This is a genomic window from Streptosporangium sp. NPDC003464, assembly GCF_053588315.1.
The window spans coordinates 14,817-34,991 of record NZ_JBSFPS010000036.1; the positions used below are offsets into that span (position 1 = coordinate 14,817).

At 71.8% G+C, this 20,175-nt stretch carries 17 protein-coding genes; 6 read left to right on the forward strand and 11 right to left on the reverse strand.

What is annotated here, in order from left to right:
• Positions 1-32: 32 nt before the first annotated feature.
• From ACWDS7_RS11110 to ACWDS7_RS11135, 6 genes are read right to left on the reverse strand one after another with little or no spacing between them, the layout of a single operon-like run.
• Positions 33-1,469: a sulfatase-like hydrolase/transferase gene (locus ACWDS7_RS11110; protein ID WP_451929131.1), complete on the reverse strand. Its 1,437-nt coding sequence runs from the start codon at positions 1,467-1,469 to the stop codon at positions 33-35.
• Positions 1,456-2,454, reverse strand: a complete 999-nt coding sequence (locus ACWDS7_RS11115) for a Gfo/Idh/MocA family protein (RefSeq protein WP_451929132.1) — start codon at positions 2,452-2,454, stop codon at positions 1,456-1,458. The genes ACWDS7_RS11110 and ACWDS7_RS11115 overlap by 14 nt, the downstream gene beginning before the upstream one ends.
• Positions 2,447-3,541: a GntR family transcriptional regulator gene (locus tag ACWDS7_RS11120; RefSeq protein ID WP_451929133.1), complete on the reverse strand. Its 1,095-nt coding sequence runs from the start codon at positions 3,539-3,541 to the stop codon at positions 2,447-2,449. Before ACWDS7_RS11120 ends, ACWDS7_RS11115 begins: the two co-directional genes overlap by 8 nt.
• Before the next feature lie 11 nt (positions 3,542-3,552).
• Complete coding sequence (locus ACWDS7_RS11125; protein ID WP_306870323.1) at positions 3,553-4,398, reverse strand: carbohydrate ABC transporter permease; 846 nt, start codon at positions 4,396-4,398, stop codon at positions 3,553-3,555.
• Positions 4,399-4,410: 12 nt separating this feature from the next.
• Positions 4,411-5,364 (reverse strand): carbohydrate ABC transporter permease, encoded by a 954-nt coding sequence (locus tag ACWDS7_RS11130; protein WP_306870321.1) that lies wholly within the window; start codon positions 5,362-5,364, stop codon positions 4,411-4,413.
• On the reverse strand, positions 5,364-6,683 hold the full coding sequence (locus ACWDS7_RS11135) for an ABC transporter substrate-binding protein (RefSeq protein ID WP_451929134.1): 1,320 nt from the start codon (positions 6,681-6,683) through the stop codon (positions 5,364-5,366). Before ACWDS7_RS11135 ends, ACWDS7_RS11130 begins: the two co-directional genes overlap by 1 nt.
• A 208-nt stretch (positions 6,684-6,891) precedes the next feature.
• Here ACWDS7_RS11135 and ACWDS7_RS11140 point away from each other — a divergent pair, with 208 nt between their 5' ends.
• Positions 6,892-10,023, forward strand: coding sequence for a chondroitinase family polysaccharide lyase (locus tag ACWDS7_RS11140; protein ID WP_451929135.1), 3,132 nt, complete (start codon positions 6,892-6,894; stop codon positions 10,021-10,023).
• A 90-nt stretch (positions 10,024-10,113) separates the two neighbouring features.
• On the opposite strand, the gene ACWDS7_RS11145 is transcribed toward ACWDS7_RS11140, so the two are convergent.
• The 5 genes from ACWDS7_RS11145 to ACWDS7_RS11165 form a co-directional block, all read right to left on the reverse strand.
• Positions 10,114-12,138 carry a family 20 glycosylhydrolase gene (locus ACWDS7_RS11145; protein WP_451929136.1) on the reverse strand — a complete coding sequence of 675 codons (2,025 nt, stop codon included), beginning with the start codon at positions 12,136-12,138 and terminating at the stop codon, positions 10,114-10,116.
• A gap of 219 nt (positions 12,139-12,357) precedes the next feature.
• A complete protein-coding gene (locus ACWDS7_RS11150) occupies positions 12,358-12,822 on the reverse strand; it encodes a nuclear transport factor 2 family protein (protein ID WP_451929150.1) in 465 nt (154 codons plus the stop codon).
• Between the two features lie 364 nt (positions 12,823-13,186).
• The gene (locus ACWDS7_RS11155; RefSeq protein ID WP_451929137.1) at positions 13,187-13,768 is read right to left on the reverse strand and encodes a TIGR03086 family metal-binding protein; all 582 of its coding nucleotides are present in this window, start codon (positions 13,766-13,768) and stop codon (positions 13,187-13,189) included.
• 182 nt (positions 13,769-13,950) lie between these two features.
• Complete coding sequence (locus ACWDS7_RS11160) at positions 13,951-14,529, reverse strand: hypothetical protein (RefSeq protein WP_451929151.1); 579 nt, start codon at positions 14,527-14,529, stop codon at positions 13,951-13,953.
• Between the two features lie 239 nt (positions 14,530-14,768).
• The gene (locus tag ACWDS7_RS11165; RefSeq protein ID WP_451929138.1) at positions 14,769-15,833 is read right to left on the reverse strand and encodes a polyprenyl synthetase family protein; all 1,065 of its coding nucleotides are present in this window, start codon (positions 15,831-15,833) and stop codon (positions 14,769-14,771) included.
• Positions 15,834-16,415: 582 nt separating this feature from the next.
• On the opposite strand from ACWDS7_RS11165, the gene ACWDS7_RS11170 reads away from it, so the two are divergent.
• Genes ACWDS7_RS11170 through ACWDS7_RS11190 form a run of 5 tightly spaced genes read left to right on the forward strand, consistent with a single transcriptional unit; the run spans position 16,416 to position 20,172 of the window.
• Positions 16,416-16,694: a hypothetical protein gene (locus ACWDS7_RS11170; protein WP_451929139.1), complete on the forward strand. Its 279-nt coding sequence runs from the start codon at positions 16,416-16,418 to the stop codon at positions 16,692-16,694.
• Positions 16,604-17,038 carry a hypothetical protein gene (locus ACWDS7_RS11175; protein WP_451929140.1) on the forward strand — a complete coding sequence of 145 codons (435 nt, stop codon included), beginning with the start codon at positions 16,604-16,606 and terminating at the stop codon, positions 17,036-17,038. The genes ACWDS7_RS11170 and ACWDS7_RS11175 overlap by 91 nt, the downstream gene beginning before the upstream one ends.
• Positions 17,039-17,060: 22 nt before the next feature.
• The gene (locus tag ACWDS7_RS11180; protein WP_451929141.1) at positions 17,061-17,780 is read left to right on the forward strand and encodes a hypothetical protein; all 720 of its coding nucleotides are present in this window, start codon (positions 17,061-17,063) and stop codon (positions 17,778-17,780) included.
• Positions 17,781-17,788: 8 nt separating this feature from the next.
• On the forward strand, positions 17,789-18,733 hold the full coding sequence (locus ACWDS7_RS11185) for a UbiA family prenyltransferase (protein WP_451929142.1): 945 nt from the start codon (positions 17,789-17,791) through the stop codon (positions 18,731-18,733).
• Between the two features lie 56 nt (positions 18,734-18,789).
• Positions 18,790-20,172, forward strand: coding sequence for a cytochrome P450 (locus ACWDS7_RS11190; protein WP_451929143.1), 1,383 nt, complete (start codon positions 18,790-18,792; stop codon positions 20,170-20,172).
• Positions 20,173-20,175 lie beyond the last annotated feature (3 nt).

A 20,175-nucleotide genomic window follows, 5' to 3' on the forward strand; every position in this document is an offset into this window, starting at 1 on the left:
CTCTCGGGCGGGCATCGTATCGGGTCGGCGGATCATCCGTACCGGGGGACCGTCGGGAACGGCGCCGCCTCGAAGGCCCCGAGCCCGGAGCCCGGCCGTAGCGGCGCGCTCTGGCCGGACCCGCTGACGGGCAGTCCTCTGCCGTCGGCCACCGGGTCGGCGTACCGGGCGAACCAGGCGTCCAGTTCCGCGGCCAGGCCGGCGCGGACGGACGCCGCCCCGGGGGCGCCGGCCAGGTTCCGCCGCTCGCCCGGGTCGGCCACCAGGTCGTAGAGCTCGTGCGGGCCGTGGGGGTGCCGGTGCACGTATTTCCACTCCCCGGTCCGGATCATCCGCACCGGACCGTACTCGTCGAAGACCACCACCCGCTGCCGGTCCTCCTCCGGCGAGCCGGCGAGGAGGCCGGCGAACGAGCGTCCGGGTCGGGATCCGGCGGGGAGGGGCAGTCCGAGATGCTCCAGCAGCGTGGGCCGCAGGTCGTAGGCCGACAGCAGCGCCTCGCAGACCCGGCCCCCGGGGACGCGCCCCGGCTGGCTCACGATCGCCGGGACCATGACCGAGCTGTCGTAGACGTTCTGCGGGAAGGTGCCGTTGCCCTTGCCCCAGATCCCGTGGTGGCCGCAGTTGAAGCCGTTGTCGCTGGTGAAGACCACCAGCGTCGACTCCGTGAGCCCCAGCTCCGCCAGCCGGGACAGCACCCGGCCGATCCCGGCGTCCATCGCCGACACCGCGGCGAAGTAGCCGGTCAGCGCGGCGCGCACGTCGGGCTCGCCGCCGACCGGGGCCCCGTCCGGGCCCACCGGCTGCCAGGGGTGCGGCGGCTCCTGTGGGCAGGAGTCGAACGCGCAGCCGTCGTAGAGCGCCTCGAACGCCCGTGGGTGCTGCCCCTTCCACGGCGTGTGCGGCGCGGTGTAGTGCAGTGACAGGTAGAACGGCTCCGCGCGCCCGGCCTCTCCCGACAGGAACGCGCACGCCTCGTCGGTCAGCACGTCGGTGAGGTATCCGGTGGCCGTGACCCGCTCGCCCCCGTCGTAGAGGACCGCGTCCCGGTACGGACCACCGCCGCTCTCGTGCGCCAGCCAGCGCACGAATCCCGGCCGGGGCCGGTCGTTGGCGCCCAGGTGCCACTTGCCGACGAGACCGAGCCGGTACCCCGCGTCGTGCAGGTCGTCGGTGAGGAGCCTGCGTCCGGCCAGGAAGTCCGTCCCGTCCTGGCCCACGTGCCCCCGGCTGATCCAGTCGTGCACGCCGTGCTGGGAGGGGATCTCCCCGGTGAACAGCGAGGCGCGGGCCGGCGAGCACACCGGGGAGGCGCAGAAGAACCGGGACAGCCGCACCCCCGAAGCCGCCAGGGCGTCGAGCGCGGGGGTGTGGATGTCGTCGTTGCCCGCGCAGCCCAGCGCCCACGGGCCCTGGTCGTCGCTCAGGATGAGCAGGACGTTGGGGCGTCCGGGGTCACGGCTGGCCAACGGGGCACCCCGTCCGCACCGGGGCCCCGGCGGCCGCCGAGGAGTAGGCGGCCAGCACGACCTCCAGCACGTGCCGGGCGTGCGCGCCGCCCACCGTGGGGTCCCGGCCCTCCCGTACGGCATCGGCGAAGTCGGCGAGCTGGGCGGCGAAGGCCGCGGGGATGTCGTCGGGGTCCGGCCGGTGCAGCCACCTCACCTCGCCGTCCCTGTGCAGCGCCGTGCCGAGGTGGGGGGAGATCGACAGCGTGCCGCTCTCCCCGACGACGGTGACCTCGTCGTGCGGGGCGGGCGGGCCGGTGCCGGTCACCGCGATCTGCGCCGTCAGGCCGCCGGACAGGGCCAGCCTGACCAGCGCGTCGGTCTCGATCGGCGAGCCGTTCACCGAGGCCTCCACCTGTTCGACCCGGCGGCCGGACAGCCACAGCAGCCGGTCCACGCAGTGCGCGCCGATGTTGATGAACACACCGCCGCCCGACAGCTCCGGATCGAGGAACCAGCCGGGCCGCGAGCCCGGCCGGTAGTCGGAGCCGCGCCGGTCCGACATCAGCAGCGGCTCGCCGATCTCCCCGGCCGCCAGCGCGGCCATCGCCGCGACCTTGTCGGGCAGGAAGCGCTGGATGTGCCCGACCGCCAGCCGCACCCCGGCGGCGGCGCAGGCGTCGATCATCAGGTCGCAGTCGGCCAGCGAGGTGGCCATGGGCTTCTCGACCAGGACGTGCAGCCCGGCCGCCGCCGCGTCGCACACGATCGCGGTGTGCAGCGCGTGCGGGGTGTTGACCACCACCGCGTCCACCTCGCCCGAGGCGATCAGGTCGCGGTGGTCGGTGTGGACCGGCGCGCCGTGGGGCGCGGCGACCCGGCGCGCGACCTCCGGGTTCAGGTCGCAGACCGCGCCCACCCGGAGGCCGGCCACCCGCAGCGACGCCTCGGCGTGCAGCACACCGACGGCGCCCGCGCCGACCAGGCCCAGACGGAGTTCAGTCACTTGTCATCTCTCCCGAGGAGGCGCCGCATGATCGGCGCACGACGATGCGGGGGCGGAGCCGTACCTGGTGCAGGGGCAGGTCCGGCTCGCGCAGGCGGCGGAGCAGGAGCTCGGCCGCGTGGCGGCCGAGATGGCGTTTGGGCGGGGAGACCGCGGTGAGCGGCACCTCCGCCAGGTCGGCGATCTCGTCGTCGTAGGCGACGATCGCCAGATCGCCCGGTACGGACAGGCCGGCCCGCCGGGCGGCGGAGACCATCAGGGTGGCCTCGCGGTCGCCGAAGCAGACGACGGCCGTGCAGCCGGCGGCCACGACGCGGCGCACCTGCCCGTCGGCGACCCCGGGGTCCCAGTCGCGCTGCGGCGCGGAGAACGGCTCCGCGGCCCTCAGGCCCAGGTCGGCCACGGCCGCCGCGAAGCCCTGGCCGACCGGCGCGCTGGTGGGGTTGCCCGAGCGGGTGAGCAGGGCCAGCCGGGTGTGGCCGAGCGCGACCAGGTGGCGCACGGCCGCGTAGCCTCCGGCCGCGTGGTCGGTGCGGACGTGCTCGCTGGGGTCGTCGCCGCCGTCCAGGCCGCGCTCGATCAGCACGACGGGCACCGGCAGGCCGGTGAGGCGGCCGACGACGGCCACGGGGTCCGCGTGGCCGATGAGCGTGGGGACGACGAGCAGACCGTCCACCCCGGAGTCGAGCATGCGCCGCAGCGCGGCCTCCTCCTCCGCCGGCTGGTAGCGGGAGCAGGCCAGCATCAGCCGCGCTCCGGCGGCGGCCAGCGCCTCCTCGATGCCCTCCAGGACCTTCGGGTAGTAGAGCGTGGTGTCCGGCACGACCACGCCGACCAGCGCGGCCTGGCCCCGGACGGCCGGGGCGTGCTCGGCCACGAAGGTGCCCGCCCCCTGCCGCCGGATCACGAGCCCCTCCTCGACGAGCTCGTCCACCGCGCGGCGGACCGTGGTGAGGCTGACCTCGCGGGTGTGGGAGAGCTCCTGCTCGGTGGGGAGCTTCGCGCCGGGCGCCCAGCGGCCCGAGCGGATCTCCGCGCGGAGCCCGGCGGCGAGCCTGCGGAACTTCAGCTCCCGCGAATCCGACATGACGTCCGCCCTCATTTCACTGAACCGAGGGTCATGCCCTCGATGATCCGTCGGCCGAGCCAGATATAGCAGGCGAGGACGGGCAGCACGACCGTGCAGACCCCGGCGAACAGGCCGCCCCAGTCGGCGCCGTTGTACTGCATCCGCTGCAGGAAGCCCAGCAGGGCCAGGGAGAGCGTGGCCTTCTCCTCGCTCTGCAGGAAGATCAGGCCGAACAGCGTCTCGCCCCAGTGCTGGATGATGTTGAGGATCATCGCGGTGATGATGCCGCTGCGCGCGAGCGGCAGCATGATCTGCCAGAAGGTCCGGTTGGCGGAGGCCCCGTCGAGTGCCGCGGCCTCCTCCAGCTCCCTGGGCAGCGAGCCGAAGAAGCCGGTCAGGAAGAAGACCGTGAACGGCATCGAGGTCGCGACGTAGAGGATCCACAGGCCGGTCAGGCTGTCGACGAGGTAGAGCTCGTTCATCATCACATACAGCGGCAGGATGATGACCTGTGCGGGGATGCCCAGGCCGAGCGCGAAGAACGCGGTGATGCCGCTGTTCCAGCGGGTCAGGATCCGGCTGAGCGCGTAGGCCGCGGGGGCCGACAGCGCGATCGTGGCGACCGCCGTGCCGACCACCAGGACCACCGTGTTGAGGGTGGCCCCGGCGAAGTCGCTGGCGGTCCACGCGCGGGCGTAGTTGTCCCACTGCGGGCTGGTCGGCAGCGACCAGGGCTCGGCGAAGATCGCGCGGGTGGATTTGAGCGAGGTCAGCAGCATCCATCCCGCGACGGCCACGCTGAACAGGGCGAACAGCCACGCCAGCGGCGCGCCGAGCAGCTTGGACGGGCCGGGGAACCTACGGGTCGTGGCCATGGGAGTCCCCTTTCAGAACTGGACCGGGTCACGGCGGAAGAGCCGGCGCAGCAGCACGACCAGCACGCCGACCAGGGCGAGCATGACCATGCCGGTCGCGGCGGCGGAGCCGTACTTGGGCACGCCGCTGGCGAACGCCTCGGCGTAGGCGTACAGGGCGGTGTTCCACACCTTGGTCGGCGGGAGCTGGCCCGCCGCGCCCGCGAAGGCGTAGATGAACTCGAAGATCTTGATCGCGCTGATGCTCCAGAGCACCGCGCAGACCCCGACGACGTCCCACATCAGCGGGAGCGTCACGTTCCGGAACCGCTGCCAGGCGTTGGCGCCCTCCAGGTCGCACACCTCGTAGAGGTCCTTCGGGATGCGGTCCACGGCGGCCATCAGGATCGTGGTGAAGAACCCGGTCTGCACCCAGACCAGGCCGATCATGATGACGGAGAAGAGGTTGTCGGTGCCCAGCCAGTTCGGCGGGCTGTCCACGCCGAAGGCCCGCAGCGCCTGGTTGACGACCCCCTCGGCCTGGAAGAGGAAGCCCCACAGGATCGACAGCACGATGCCGGAGACGATGTTGGGGAAGAAGATGATCGCCCGGACCGCCTTACGCCCGGCCATGTCGCGCAGGATCATCGTCAGCAGGAAGCTGAGCGCGAAGGTCGCGCCGCCGACGACGAAGAGGATCGTCAGCGTGTTGGCGAAGGAGTCCTGGAAGACCGGGTCGAGCAGCAGCCGCCGGTAGTTGTCGAGCCCGGCGAACTCCATCGGCCCGGCCCCGGCCCACTTGTTGAGGCTGATCCAGCCGGTGGCGAGTGCCGGCAGGACGTAGAAGACGACGTAGAGGACGAGCGCGGGGACGACGAACGGCCAGAACAGCCGCCGCCTCCCCCGGGTGAGCGGGCTGCCGCGCTCCGCGGGGGCGGCCGGCTGCCTCCGGGTGGGCTCCGTCGCGCGGACGGCGGTCGCGGCCATCAGCCGTTGAGCTTCCAGAAGTCGACCGAGGTGCTCTTGAGCTTGGCCACGAACTCGGCCGCGGAGACCTTGCCGGTGATCAGCTCGGTGTTGGCCGGCTGGAAGACCTTGGTGTACCAGTCGGTGTGGTCCATCTTCACCCCGTCGAGCGCCGGGTGGGTCCGCGCGGTGTCCAGCGTCTTCTTCACGTCGGCCAGCACGGCGGGCGCCTCGACGTCGGTCCGCGGCGTGATGTTGTCCGCCTCGGTGGCGATCTTCGACAGCCGTTCCCTGTTCATGAAGTAGGCGATGAACTTCTTGGCCGCCTCGGCGTTCCTGGCCCTGGCCGGGATCGCGAACCCGATCAGTGAGATCTCCTGGGTCTGCTCGCCCCTGGCACCGGCGGGGAAGGGGAAGGAACGGTACTGGAAGCCCTCCTTGGCCGACGGCTTGGTCTCGCTCGGCGCGAAGGTGCCCAGCAGCAGGAAGTCGGCGCCGCCGGCGGCCCACTTCTGCTGGACGGCCGGGTATTTGCTGCCGTCGTAGCCCTTGACGAAGTAGCCGTCCTTGACGAGCTTCTCGATCTTCTGGACCGCGGCCACGAACGCCGGGTCGTCGAACTTGGCGCCGGTCGCGTCGGTCGCGGCGGCGCCGAACGCGCCGGGCCCGAGGTCGCGCAGGACCGCGTGGTAGGTCCAGAAGGCCGAGTAGTCGGCGATGTCGGCGTCCAGCGCCAGCGGCCCGTCGCCCCGCGCGGCCTTCCGCGCGGCCAGCAGCGAGACGAAGTCGTCCCAGGTCTTCGGGGGCGCGGCGGCCACGTCCTTGAGCGTGCCGCCGTCGTACCAGATCTGCTCGGCCAGCACCTCGTAGGGCACCAGCCAGGCCCTGCCCTCCGTGGTGGCGTACTCGCGGTATTTGGCAGCGATCACGTCGCCGACCTTCTTGCCGCTCTCGCCCGGGATCTCCAGGTCGTACACCGGGGAGAGGTCCAGTCCCTGCCCGGTGGCGAAGAAGGTCGACTTCACGAAGCGGTCGGCGGAGTCGACCAGGTCGGCGGGGACGTTCCTGGTGTTGAGCGTGGGGGCGAGCTGCTTGGCGACGTCGCGCCCCTTCCACTCGACCTTGACTTTGACGCCGGTCTCCTCGGTGAAGGAGCCGATGGCCGATTCCAGCACCTTGGCCTGGGGCTCACCCGCCTTCCACATCGACCAGTAGACGAGCTCGTCGGAGGCTTCGCCGGTGGAACCGGCGCCGCAGGCGGCGGCGAGGCCGAGCAGGCCGGCCGCGGTCACGGCGGCCACGGCCCTGAGCACCCGGCGGCGAGGGAGGGATCCGTTCATCGAACACTCCTGGGGAGGGGGTGGATGTCGGAATCCTGGAGGGAGAGTCATCCCTAAGTCAACGCAATGAATTAGGGATGAATCCTGTGGAACAGGCGGTTTTTCCCGGCCGGCCAGGGGAACCGGTCATAAAAAATCTTGAATTACTTCTTTATTCATCACTTTTGCCTCGCATTGGATACGGCTGATCCGATCCGAAGGAGGGGCTGTGCTGGAGATCACGCGTAGGGCCGCGCTCAGGACCGGGGCGGCGGGTGTGGCGGGAGCGGTGTTCCTGCGGCCCGGTACGGCGTCCGCCGCCGTGGCCGGGGACCTGGAACAGCGGGCCCTGGCCATGAGCCCGCCGGTCTTCCTGCTGGAGACCGCCGTCCCCCCGCAGCTGACCGCCGGACCGGGCTCGACTCTGAGCATCACCGACCGGGCCGCGATCTGCGGGAGCCACTCGCTCCGCTGGGAGCACGGCCGCGGCTCCACGATCACCGTCACCGCCCCCATCGGCTTCGCCCCCGACCCCTACCGGCCGATGGACGACCAGGCCTGGCAGGGGACCGTGGACACCTTCTCGGTCTGGATCTTCAACGAGACCCCGGTGGACGACGTGGTCCGCTTCGAGTTCGGCCGGGGGGAGCGGACCGACGCCTGGTTCGAGTTCCGGCTCGGCTTCACCGGCTGGCGGACGGCCTGGGTCCGCTACGACTACGACATGCACGGCCGGCCGCACCCCGGCATGGACACGCTGCGGATCATCGCACCCGGCCGCGCCGGGACGCTCCATCTCGACCAGCTCATGCTCAACGTGGCGCTGCGGCCGGACGCCCCCACCCGTGACGCCCAGGTGCCGGACATCGCCAAGGAGGGCGAGTACTACGACAACCAGCACTGGCAGGCGCTCCACCGCTACGACGACCTGCTGACCGGGGTCCGGCCGGACACGGCCGCGCCGTCGGCGGAGGAGACGGCCTCGCTGCGCGCGCTGGTCGCCCGCTACCGGGACGAGTACCTCTTCTCGCCGGTGAAGGTGGACGACGCCTCGGTGGCCGCGCTCACCGGCCAGGTCGCCGCGCTCGGCGTCCCCGAGGCGTCCGCGAGCGGGGTGGGCCGCCCGGTCTTCTCCTACCAGTCGCAGATCTACCCGCCGGAGATCGCCGCCGAGCTCAAGACGTTCGTCAACGCGGTGACGCTGCGCGCCTACACCGACCTGATGAGGACCGTGGCGCTGGCCTTCGCCTCGGCCGGCGCGGCGCACAGGCCGGCGCTCGCCGCCCTCTACACCCGGATGATCGTCCACCTGCGCGACCAGGGCTGGACCCGGGGCAGCTGCCAGGGCACCATCCACCACCTGGGCTACGACGTGCGCGGCTACTACGACTCGGTCTACCTCATGAAGGACGCGCTGCGCGAGGCCGGGCTGTTCGAGCAGGTCCGCGCCGACCTGGCCTGGCTGAGCGGGCTCGGCCGGATCTTCCTGAGCTGGAAGCACCGCAGGGCCTACGGCAGCGTCGCCGACATCCTCAACACCACCCTGCGGGGGATGCTCGCGGCCGTGCTGCTGGGTGACACCGAGGCCGGGCAGATCGCCTACCTGCGGGCGCTGCGCGGCTGGCTGAACCGGGCGCTGCTGCCCAGCGCGGGCATCCAGGACGGGCTCAAGACGGACGGGGCCACCTTCCACCACGTCGGGTTCTTCCCCGACTACGCCCGCGACGGCTTCACCGGGCTGGCCCCGCTGGTCTACGTGCTCAGCGGCGGGGTGTTCCGGCTGGCCCCCGACTCGCACGCCTCGCTCAAGCGGGCGGTGCTCACCATGCGCCTGTACGCCAACAAGAACCACTGGCCCATCTCGATCAGCGGGCGCAACCCCAGCGGGCTGACCGCCCTGTCGCCCGTGCCCTACCAGTGGCTGGCGATCTCCGGCACCCCCGACGGTTCGAGCGAGGTGGACCCCGAGATCGCCGCCGCGTTCCTGCGCCTGCTGCCCGCCGCGCCGAGCGCCCAGCAGAAGCGGGTCGCCGCCCAGCTGGCCGCGCGCGGCATCGTCGCCGAGGCCGACCCCACCGGCAACTGGACGATCAACTACGCCGCCCTGGCCGTGCACCGGCGGGAGAACTGGCAGGTCACGGTACGCGGGCACAACCGCTACCTGTGGAGCACCGAGATCTACCACGGCGCGAACTGGTACGGCCGCTACAACACCTACGGCCAGATCCAGGTGCTGCACCGGGGCGACCCGGTCAACAACGCCGACAGCGGCTACGCACAGGCGGGCTGGGACTGGAACCGCAGGCCGGGCACGACCGTCGTCCACCGGCCGCTGGAGGAACTGCGGGGAGACCTGACCGGCGCCATCGAGGAGATGCTGCTCACCGACTCGCGCTTCGGCGGGGCGCACACCATCGACGGCCGCAACGGCATGTTCGCGATGGAACTGCGCGAGCACCCGAAGTACGAGGGCTCGCACCGCGCGCTGAAATCGGTCTTCCTGTTCGACGACCGGATCGTGGCCGTCGGCACCGGGATCGAGAACGGCTCCCGGCGGGAGACCGAGACCACGCTCTTCCAGACCCGCCTGCCCAGCCAGGCGGCCCCCACCTACGTCGACGGGACCGAGCCGATCACGGCCTTCCCGCACGACGCGCCGGATCTCACGCCGCGCTGGCTGCTGGACGACAAGGGCATCGGCTACCACCTGGCGGCCGGGCAGCGGGTCGGCCTGACGCGCTCCACCCAGAGCTCGCGCGACAACGCCACCGAGGCCCCGACCAGCGGCGACTTCGCGACCGCCTGGATCAAGCACGGCACCGCGCCCCGGGGCGGGAGCTACTGCTACGCCATGGTCGTCAACACCACCCCCGAGCGGATGGCCGCGTTCGCCGAGGCGATGGCCGACCCGGCGCGCGCGCCGTACGCCGTGCTGCGCGCCGACACCTCCGCGCACGTGGTGCGCGACCGGGCGACCGGGATCACCGGTTACGCGGTCTTCGCGCCCACGGAGCTGGCCGAGGGGCCGGTCCGCAAGGTCGACACGGCGTCCATGGTGCTGACCAGGGACGACGGGGACGACGGCCTGGTACTGGCGGTGTGCGATCCCGATCTGCGGCTCTACAGCGGGATCGACCACGACCAATACGAGCGCGGCCGGTACGTCGGCCACTACAGTCCCTGGTCGCGGCCGTGGCTGACCAGCCCGAGCCATCCCCACCGGATGCGGGTGACCCTGGAGGGACGCTGGCGCGCGGACGGCGACCAGCCGTGCGAGGTGCGGGCGCAGGGCGGGCGGACCGTGGTCGAGTTCGAGACCGTGGACGGGCGGCCGGTCCAGGTGCGCCTGCTCCGGGGATGACGCGCGACCTCTCCGGTGCGGCGGAGCCGTCACCCGGGAGGTCCGCGCCCTGCCGGTCCGGCGGCCTGGCCGCCGGACCGGCGCGGCGGGTCACGGGCTCGGCGCGTAGGCCTCGATCTCGTAGAGCGAGACGCCCCACCCGGTCGCCCGGACCGTGGTGTTGACGCGCAGGTAGCGGCCGGTGCCGTTGAGCCCGGTGAGCTCGTCGACCCCGCCGTCGCCGGCGGTGGTGGCGTAGAGGTCACGCCAGCCGGCGCCGTCGTCGGAGACCTGCAGCTGGTACGCCCTGGCGTAGGCGGTCTCCCACCTCAGGACGGCGCGGTCGATCCGCTGGACCGAGCCGAGGTCGATCCGGATCCACTGCGGGTCGCTGTAGGCGGAGGACCACCGGGTGGAGGCGTCGCCGTCGTTGGCGTTGGCTCCGCCGAACCGGTCGACCTCGGTGCTGGAGACGGTGACCGGCCGGAAGGCGGCGAGGTTGCCCCGGCCCGGCCAGGGGATCTGCTGCGAGGCGTAGTAGTTCACGCCCAGGATGTCCCAGCGCGGCCCCTGGGCGGCGAGCCGGCCGCGGAACCCGGTCCAGTCGCGGGCGGCCTGCGGGGACCAGCCGACCTCCGCGACCGCGGCCACGCGGGGGAACGCCATGAACTCGATGTCCTTCAGCGTCCTGACCGTCTCGCTCCACAGCGGGGCCTCGACGCCCAGGACCGCCGCCTCCGGGACGCCGGTCACGTATGCGGCGGGGTCCCAGTCGTAGGCGGTGCGGACCTCGATGTATCCGGCCCAGGTGAGCCCGATGGGGGTGGAGGCGTTGTACTTCATGTCCATGTAGGTCTTGTTCGCCGGCGACATCACGACCTTGTTCCCCCGCTGGACCGCCTGGGCGAGCGAGGTGTTGGCCGTGCCGGTGCCCCAGTACTGCGGCACCGTGGAGACCGGCGGGCCGACCTTCGTCACCTCGTTCCAGCCGACGGCGCGCTTGCCGTACTTGGCGACGATCGGCAGCACCCGGTTCATGAAGGTGGCGTAGTCGGCGTCGGTGGTGGCGTGCGCCTCGTCGCCACCGATGTGCAGGTAGGGGCCGGGGGTGAGTTCGGCCAGCTCGCGGATGACGTCCTCGACGAACCGGTAGGTGGTCTCCTTCGAGATGCACAGCGAGCTGAATCCGACCCCCGTGCCGGTGTAGAGCGGCGGGGCCGTGCCGTCGCAGTTCAGCTCGGCGTAGGAGGCCAGGGCCGCGTTGGTGTGGCCGGGCAGGTCGATCTCCGGCACGATCGTGATGTGGCGGCTCTGGGCGTGGGCGACGATCTCGCGGTACTGGGCCTTGGTGTAGTAGCCGCCGGGGCCGCCGCCCACCTGGGTCGAACCCCCGTACTCGGCCAGCCGGGGCCAGGAGTCGATCTGGACGCGCCAGCCCTGGTCGTCGCTGAGGTGCAGGTGCAGTGTGTTGATCTTGTAGAGGGCGAGCTCGTCGATGTACCGCTTGACGGCGTCGACGCCGAAGAAGTGCCTGGCGACGTCGAGCATCGCGCCGCGATACCGGAAGCGCGGCCGGTCGGTGATGATGCCGCCCGGCACCGTCCACGGTCCGGGCCGGACGGTCGGGTGCTCGATCGCGGCGGGCAGCAGCTGCCGCAGCGTCTGCACTCCGGCGAAGAGGCCGGCGGGCGCGTTCGCCCGCAGCGTCACGCCCGTGCCGGTCACCTCCAGCCGGTAGCCCTGGTCCCCGAGAGCGGCGTCGGCGCCGGACAGCAGGAGCGAGACGCCGCCCGAGACTCCGGCCGAGTACGTGGCGAGGGGCAGCGCGTAGCCGGTGGCCGGGCGGAGCAGGCCGCGGAGATACTCACCGATCTTCGTGGCCTCCGGCGAGCCGTCCTGCACGTAGATCCTGGCCTGACCGCCGAGGGTGAAGGTGGCGGCGGAGGATTCGACGTGAGCCGGCGCCGGCACCACGGTGGCGGCCATGCCGGGCGGATCGGCGGCCAGCGCGCCCGCCGGGGTCCAGGCTGTCCCGGACAGGCCGCAGGTACCGGCGGTCAGGATGAGCGCGAGCCGGCCGGCGAGCCGGCGCCAGGGGCGCGGCCGTGGGCGGGGGTTCTGGGGGGTGGTCCGCACAGGTGTCCTCCAGGGGAGTGGGCTGCGACGCGCATGCACAGTGGAGACGGTGCGAATATCGAATAAGACATGCCCTAAGGCGGATTATGGAGATATATGCCGAGAGATGTCTGATATTGAGCAGTGTTGCGCAGGAAACGCGGCTTGTGAAGCCCAACCGGTCTGGCGTCTCCCCTGGACCGGAGGCCGGCCCGGGTCCGGCCCGGACGCCGGGTGCCGTCAGAGGCCGAGATCGCTCAGTCCCGGATGGCCGTCCGGGCGGCGCCCCAGGGGCCAATGGTATTTGCGGTCCGAATCCCTGATCGGAAGATCGTTGATGGAGGCGTGTCTCACGCGCATCAGGCCCTGCCCGTCGAACTCCCAGTTCTCGTTGCCGTAGGAGCGGAACCAGTTTCCGGAGTCGTCATGGCATTCGTAGGCGAAGCGCACGGCGATGCGGTTTCCCGCGAAAGCCCACAGCTCTTTGATGAGCCGGTATTCCAGCTCTCTCGACCATTTCCGGCGGAGAAACTCGATGATCTCGTCACGGCCGTCGACGAACTCGGCGCGGTTGCGCCAACGGGAGTCAGGCGTGTAGCCCTGCGCCACCTTCTCGGGGTCTCGGGTGTTCCACGCGTCTTCCGCCAGCCGGGTTTTCTGGGTGGCGGTTTCGAGGGTGAACGGAGGGAGCGGAGGACGTGTCATCTCGTCATCTCCCTGGTCGTGTCGCACGTGGTGAGAGGAGGTCCGCGATGGGAGGAGGCCCGCGTTTCCCGTCCGGCGGGACCGTGGCGCACCGGCCGTCACCGGATGCCGGCGCCGCCACGCGTGACCGGCGCATGCCGTCTGTGCCATTTTACGGAACCAGCCGGTCGCGCACATGTCACCGGAGTATGCATTCGATTGATCCTTGGCATCCCGGCGGCCGTCGCGTCGGGCGGTGAACGACGGCTCCCGTCCGCCGTACGGCCGGATCCTCGCCTGGTCGGCGCCGCCGCCGGGCGGGGTGTGGCGCGCGCCCGGCGGCCGACCGCGGCGGATCCGGCGGCAGCGCTCTGACGCCCTCGTGTCACGCGGACCAGTGGGGGTCGCGGCCGAGGAGTCCGAGGACGCGATGCTGGAGCGGGGCGTCGTCGGGAACCTCGACCTTGGGGCCGAAGACGACGACGCCGGGACGGACGGCCCCGGGGATGCGCAGCTCGTCGGGGATCTGCTGGACGCCGGGCCACATCGCCGCCAGCTCGGCCGGGTCGATCGTGTCGTCCTGCCCGGTGGCACGGGCGAGGTCCCAGCCGTGGAGGACCATGTCGGCGCTGACGACCTGGTCGATGTGCTGCTCGGTGGTGACGTGCCCGGCCGGGCTGTCGACCCCGCTCGCGGCGGCGGCGGGGTCGGCGAGCAGGGCCTCGACGTCGGCGCGCGCCGAGGCGAACGCGGCGAGCGGGTCCTCCTCGACGGTGGGGGCGGGACTGAGCGACCTGCCGAGGGGATAGAGCATCGCGCCGTGCATCTCGACGATGTGGCCGACGACGTCTCTGGCGGTCCACTCGGTGCAGGGGGAGGGGTTGGACCACTGGTCGGGCCTGACGGCGGCCACCTTGGCCGCGAAGATGTCGGCACGGGTCCGGTAGCGGGCGGCGATCTCGCTCATGGGCGCTCCTGTTCTCGTCGGTCTCGCTTGGACGGTACAGCGGATCCATGACAAGATCCGGCCGGTCCGTCAACCCGTGACAGGCGGGTCCGGCACCGGCGGGGCCTTGCGGGACGGCGATGAACCTCCACCCGCGGCCTCAGTCCTGGCGGTGGGCCGTCATGGTCGCCGACGAAGGCCGGTCACTCGATCGAGGACGTTGAGACATCCGAGATCAATCGGTCCTGCTCGGCGAGGTGCAGGGCGGCCAGCCGTACGGCCCGGCAGATGGCCGTCGGAGCGTACAGCTCCTTGTCCTGCCACAGGGGAGGGTGCCTGTCGGGGTCTTCCCCCCGCAGGAAGGCGTGGCCACGGGCGGCGGCCCGACGCGTCCGCGGGTCGGCCCGCCCGGACCGGGTGCGCAGCAGGATGTGAACGGCGTAGGCGGTCTCTTCGCTGGTGGCTCCCCACCTCCCCCATGAGCCGTCGGCGTTCTGGGTGGCGAGGGTCCACTCGACCGCCCGGCGCACCGCGTCCCCGGCGCCGCCGTCCGTCATCGGGTCCAGGGCGAGCGCGCAGTGGGCGGTCGCGTAGCAGGGAGAGGCGTGCCATTTGTCCGACCAGGAGCCGTCCTGGTGCTGGGCATCCACCAGCCATCTGACGATCCTGGCCATCGCGGCGCGGTGGCGTCCGGTGCCGTCGGGGGTCCGCGCGACATGCTCGGCGAACGCCGATTCCAGGTAGGCGATCGAGGCCGGCTCGTCGGCCGGCGGGTCGCCCAGCCACGCCGCGGTGGCGGCCGGAGAGCAGGAGACCGCGCCGCCACCCCGGGGCGAGCGGGAGGCCGATCCGGCCGGCCCACGCCCGCAGGTGGCCGACCAGCTGGGCGGCGGTCACCGAGGCGTCCGCCGCGGCCCGCACCTCCATGGAGCCGTGCGCGTCCACCGCTCCGGCGAGCACGCCGTCCACGGCGGACCACCGCGGGTCCGGCGGGCCCTCGCCCACGGCGGGCGGGACTGTCTCAGCGGTCACGGCGCACCGCCCAGGACGCGATCATGGCCAGTTCCGCGCGGGCCGCCGGGCCGGGCTCGGCGCGGTCCAGACAGGCCAGCGCGGCGCCGATCTGGGTCTCCGCCTCCGCCTCGGCCTCGAGCCGGCCACCGGCCCGTTCGACCAGATCGGTCATCAGCACGCACTCCTGCGGGCTCGGGGGCTGCGGCCGGTGGTACATCTCGGCGAGGGAGCGGCCCGCCTCCCCCGGGTGGGCCAGCGCGGCGAGCACCGGGAAGGTCTTCTTTCGCGCGGCGATGTCGCTGCCCACCGGCTTGCCCGTGCGCTCGGCGCGGCCCCAGATGCCCAGCACGTCGTCGGCGCACTGGAAGGCGATCCCGAGGTGCCGGCCGAACCGCCCGAGTTCCTCCGCGCGGTCCGCCGACGATCCGCCCAGGAGCGCTCCGATGGCGCACGCCCCGCCGAGCAGCGCCCCGGTCTTGCCCTCCGCCATCGACCGGTACTCCTCGACGGTGATATCGCCGCGGTTGGCGAACGCCACGTCCTGGCTCTGTCCGCGCATCAGGTCGGTCAGCGTCCGGATCAGCGCCTCAAGTGCCGCCGCGTCGTGCGTCTGGCTCAGCGTCCGCAGCGCCAGTGCCCACATTGCGTCACCGGCCAGTACGGCCTGGCCCATTCCGAACCGCACCCACGCCGCGGGGCGGTGCCGCCGCACGCGGTCCTCGTCGATCACGTCGTCGTGCAGCAGGGAGAACTCGTGGACCAGCTCCACGGCCACCGCGCCCGGGACCGCGCGCCGTACGTCTCCGCCGACGGCACGGCATCCGGCCAGCACCAGCGCCGAACGCAGCGCCTTGCCCGCGGCGACGGCGGAGCCGCCGGACAGGCCGAGATGGTAGTCCGCGACCTGCCGGACCGGTTCGGGAAGGGTGGCGACGGCCTGGCGGAGAGCCGGGCGCACCAGCTCGTCCACGTCCACGGGGGCGGTGAGGCGGGGATGGGTGTCACACGGCCGTGGGGACGGTATCCGGCCGTGGATGTCGGGTGTCGACGTTCTACCGTGCTCAAGAAACATCGGGAGTCTCCTGGGAGCGGCCCACTGGAGGGCGAGAACCGGGCATGACGGGACGGGTCACGCTGTCTTACGGTTCTTGTGAACCGTTTGGAGTGACCGGGAGCGCTTCCTCGCCCGGCCGCCGAAAGGGGGCGGACCGGGCTCACCGGCGGAGCCGGCCGGCGGGAGCTTCCGGCGGGCCGGCGCTGCCCGTCGTCGTGCCGGCCCGCCGGCGACCTTCTCCCACAGGCCGTCCCAAGTCGTCTTGAGCGGTTCCCAAGCGCACGGGGAGATCGTGTGCCGGTCGTCCGGCCCCGTGAGATCCGCGGAGGTCCCGGCATCTGCAGGCGTTTCCCGACCGCGAAGAGCGAGCCGAAAGGAAAGCGCACGACCGTGTTGGCCGATATACGCGCACCCGGAGATCTGCGAGCCCTCACCCCGGCGCGACCGGCTCGAATCAGCATGGAGATTCGGGAGGTCCTGCGCGCACTCGCCCGCCACGCGCATCCCGACGACGTCCTCATCAGCCTGTGAACCCTTGCGAACCGGTTCTCACACCTTGTGAACCGGACTTCGAAGCCGTGTGTGAAGGAGGCGGGGGCGATGAGTCCCAAGCGCGTGCTACCGGCCAGGCCGCACGGTTACTGCGCCGGTGTGGACCGCGCCGTGCAGGCCGCGGAGAAGGCCCTCGACGTGTACGGGCCACCGGTCTACGTACGTAAGGAGATCGTGCACAACCGGCACGTGGCCGAGACCCTGAAGGCCCGCGGCGCCACGAGACGATGCAGGCGGTGGAGCGGCTCAGGGAACGCTTCCCGCTCCTGCAGTCGCCGCCGAGTGACGACATCTGCTACGCCACCCAGAACCGGCAGCAGGGGGTGAAGCAGATCGCGCCCTCCTGCGACGTGGTCGTCGTCGTGGGCTCGGGCAACTCCTCGAACTCGCTGCGCCTGCGCGAGGTGGCCCTCGGCGCGGGCGCCCGTGCCGCGTACCTGGTCGACTTCGCCCACCAGATCGACGAGGCGTGGCTGCTGGAGGCGGACACGGTGGGTGTCACGGCGGGCGCCTCGGTCCCGGCCGGACTGGTCGAGGACGTGCTCGACCGGCCGGCCGGCCACGGGTTCACCGACGTGTCGGGGGTGGCCGCCACGCGGGAGACCACCGTGTTCGCCCTGCCGCAGGAACTCAGAGCCGACATCCGCAGGTCGCGGACCCGAGAAGACTGATCGCACCGGATCGGAAGAGGAAATGGACATCTACCAGGTCCCGGAAGTGCTGACCAACATCGACGCGCATCCGGCGATGGTGCTCTTGGCCGGGGCGATCGCCAACACCGGCGCCTACCTGCTGTACATCGAGGGCATCCGGCTGGGGTTCCGGCACAGGACATTCGCCGTCCCGGTGTTCGCCAACATGTATTTCTTCGCGCACGACGTGCTGTTCGTCGCCCTCTTCGACCACTGGTTCAACGAGGTGGACCACTGGCTGTTCAAGATGTTCTGGGCCGCTCTCCTGGTCTTCAGCGTGCTGGAGTGCGTGGTCCACTACCAGACGCTCAAGTTCGGCCGCCGGGAACTCCTCCCCGGCCTCGACCCGCGTCAGTACGTCGTCGCCTACGCCGCGATGCAGGCGGCGGTCATCGTGCTGCTGTGGTTCGTCTACACCCACCTGGGCGACCCGCTGTTCCTGCTCACCTTCTCCACCACGATCATCGTCGCCATCGTGTGGTACATCCCCCTGCTGCTCAGGCGGCGCAGCCGCGAGGGACAGTCGTTCCTGATCGCGATCGCCCTGGTGCTGTTGAACGCCTACTTCTTCATGTTCCTGCCGCTGATGTCGGACGCCTTCGCCGCCCCGGTCTACCACGCCGCCGGGACGGTCACGACGGCGCTGAGCGTGATCTACCTGTGGCTGCTCACCCGCTATCCGGCCTACGTGGGCCGGGATGCGCCGCAGCCGGTGGGGTGAGGCGACCCATGACTTTCTCGAGCGGAAGCGGACGGGCGGTGACGGTCGGCTCGCGACAGGCGCACCGATCCGCCGCCCGCCCGGCGGCGCTCTCCCGGGTGGTCCACGAGGCCGTTGTGACCTGGCGGTTCGTCTACCGGGATCTCAGCAGCACGGTCATCCCCGTCTGGCTGTTCGGGGGCGCGGCGGCCGTCCACCACGGGCTGCCGCCGGCCTCCGCTCTGGCGGCCGCTGGGAGGAGCACTGTGTGGGCGCTCCTGTACCTCTACACCTTCTGCGTGTCCAACCAGATCTCCGGGGTCGAGGAGGACCGCGTCAACAAGCCGGACCGGCCGCTGGCGAGCGGGGCGGTGACCGTCGCGGGCGCGTGGCTCCGTTGGTGGGCGGCGACGGCCGCGTTCGCTGTCACGGGGCTCCTGCTCGGCGTGCCCGGATGGACGTTCGCGTGGCTGGCGGTGACGGTCCTGCACAACTTCGCCGGCTGGAGCCGCTGGGGGCCCGCCAAGAACCTGTGCATGGTCCTGGGCACGATCGTCCAGCTCGCCGCCGCCTGGACGACGGCCGGTCCGCTGGACGGCACCGCCTGGCGGTGGATCCTCGCCGTATCGGTGATCATCGGGGGCGCCGGGATGCACGTCCAGGACCTGCGGGACATGGCGGGTGACCGGCTGGCAGGCCGCCGGACGCTCCCCCTGCTGTTCGGGGAGGACGCGACCCGGCGTCACCTGGCGGTGGTCATGGCCGCGATGCCGCTCCTGCTCGCGCCCGTCCTCTACGCGCCCGAGGGGGAGCCCCTCACGGCCGCCGTGTGCGCGTTCTTCCTCGCCGCCGTGTGCTGGAGGATCGCCTGGCGGGTCATCCGGCTGCGCGGGGCCGGAGACGACCACCGCACCTACATGCTCTACACCTACATGTTCTGCTACGTGCTGCTGAGCGGGATGTCCGTGCTGTGAGAAGACCCGGGCGGTGGATGTCTCCCGGGAGGCGACGACGAGGATGCGGGGAGAAGATGTCCGTCCATGACGGTGGTGACACGCTGGTCCGGCGGGCCGCGGCCATCCCTTTCCACCGGGTGCTGCGGAGGCTTGCGAGGGGCCCGTTGAACGCGCTCGCCGAGATCGGCGGGGAGGCGCGGGGCGAGGTGGTCCGCCTCGGTCTCGGGCCGTTCCGGCCTTACCTGGTGACCCACCCCGACCACGTGCAGCAGGTCATGCGCGGCGGCTGGTCCGAATTCGCGCGGGAGGGGATGTTCTGGCGCCCGCTCCGGCGCGTTCTCGGCACCACCGTCATCGGAGAGGGGCCGGCGTGGGAGTCCAGCCGGAAGATCCTTCAGCCCTTGTTCACCGCACGGTATGTGGCGTCGCTGGCGGAGGGCCTGGCGGGTGCCGTCACGGAGTCCGTGGACGAGCTTGACGAGGCGGCCGGGTCCGGGCACCCGATCGACGCCGCCGAGGAGATGGCCGCCATCGTGAACAGGGCCGTCGTCCGCGCTCTGTTCGGGGACAAGATCTCCCGCGCGGACGGTGAGCTGCTGGCGCCGGCGCTCGACGCGGCCGCCACTTCGATGGGGCTGCGACTGCTCATGCCGTCCATCCCGTATTCGGTGAGGGTGCCGGGAGATCGGGCGGTGACGGCGGCCACCGCGCTGGTGGACGGAGTCGTGTACCCGCTGATCTCCAAGGCGCGGGCCGGGCACGACGGGGGGCCGGACATCGTCTCCGCCCTGTGCCGGGCCCGCGCCGCTGATCAGGACGGGGACCGGCGCATACGGGACGACCTCGTCGGGGTCTACGTGGGGGCCACCGAGACCACGGCGATGGCCCTCACCTGGCTCTGGCCGGTGCTGAAGGACCACCCCGAGGTGTACGCCCGGCTCGTCGACGAGATCGACCGCGTCGTCGGCCCCGGCCCGGTCCGCCCGTCACATGTTCCGGAACTCCGCTACACGAAGAGCGTCCTGCAGGAGTTGCTCCGCCTGTATCCGGTGGCCTGGCTCTGGTCGCGGACGGCCGTCGGACCCGCCGAGCTCGGCGGAGTGCGGATCGAAGCCGGCGCGCAACTGCTGATCAGCCCCTACGCCACTCACCGGCTGGACGAGTTCTGGGACCGGCCGGCCGACTTCGACCCGGAACGCTTCGCGCCCGGCGCCGCCACCCGCCGTCACCGCTACGCCTACTTCCCGTTCGGCGGCGGCCCGCACCAGTGTCTCGGCCGGCACCTGTTCTACCTGGAAGCTCCCTTGATCATCGCCGCCGTCCTGCGCCGCTTCCGACCGGTGGTGCGCGGTGCCGGGCCCTTCACCCCTTTTCCCGCCGTGACGTTGCGCCCCAGGCAGAAGGTGGAGCTGGACCTCCTCCCACGCACGCCGCGGGCTCGGGACCCGCTGATCTGATCT

Bases quoted from the DNA above. Each gene is read 5' to 3' on its own strand.
- ACWDS7_RS11125 (WP_306870323.1), bottom strand. From the start codon at position 4,398: ATGGCCACGACCCGTAGGTTCCCCGGCCCGTCCAAGCTGCTCGGCGCG.
- ACWDS7_RS11155 (WP_451929137.1), bottom strand. From the start codon at position 13,768: ATGAGCGAGATCGCCGCCCGCTACCGGACCCGTGCCGACATCTTCGCG.
- ACWDS7_RS11170 (WP_451929139.1), top strand. From the start codon at position 16,416: ATGAGTCCCAAGCGCGTGCTACCGGCCAGGCCGCACGGTTACTGCGCC.
- ACWDS7_RS11135 (WP_451929134.1), bottom strand. From the start codon at position 6,683: ATGAACGGATCCCTCCCTCGCCGCCGGGTGCTCAGGGCCGTGGCCGCC.
- ACWDS7_RS11180 (WP_451929141.1), top strand. From the start codon at position 17,061: ATGGACATCTACCAGGTCCCGGAAGTGCTGACCAACATCGACGCGCAT.
- ACWDS7_RS11165 (WP_451929138.1), bottom strand. From the start codon at position 15,833: ATGTTTCTTGAGCACGGTAGAACGTCGACACCCGACATCCACGGCCGG.
- ACWDS7_RS11185 (WP_451929142.1), top strand. From the start codon at position 17,789: ATGACTTTCTCGAGCGGAAGCGGACGGGCGGTGACGGTCGGCTCGCGA.
- ACWDS7_RS11120 (WP_451929133.1), bottom strand. From the start codon at position 3,541: ATGTCGGATTCGCGGGAGCTGAAGTTCCGCAGGCTCGCCGCCGGGCTC.
- ACWDS7_RS11130 (WP_306870321.1), bottom strand. From the start codon at position 5,364: ATGGCCGCGACCGCCGTCCGCGCGACGGAGCCCACCCGGAGGCAGCCG.
- ACWDS7_RS11150 (WP_451929150.1), bottom strand. From the start codon at position 12,822: ATGACACGTCCTCCGCTCCCTCCGTTCACCCTCGAAACCGCCACCCAG.
- ACWDS7_RS11190 (WP_451929143.1), top strand. From the start codon at position 18,790: ATGTCCGTCCATGACGGTGGTGACACGCTGGTCCGGCGGGCCGCGGCC.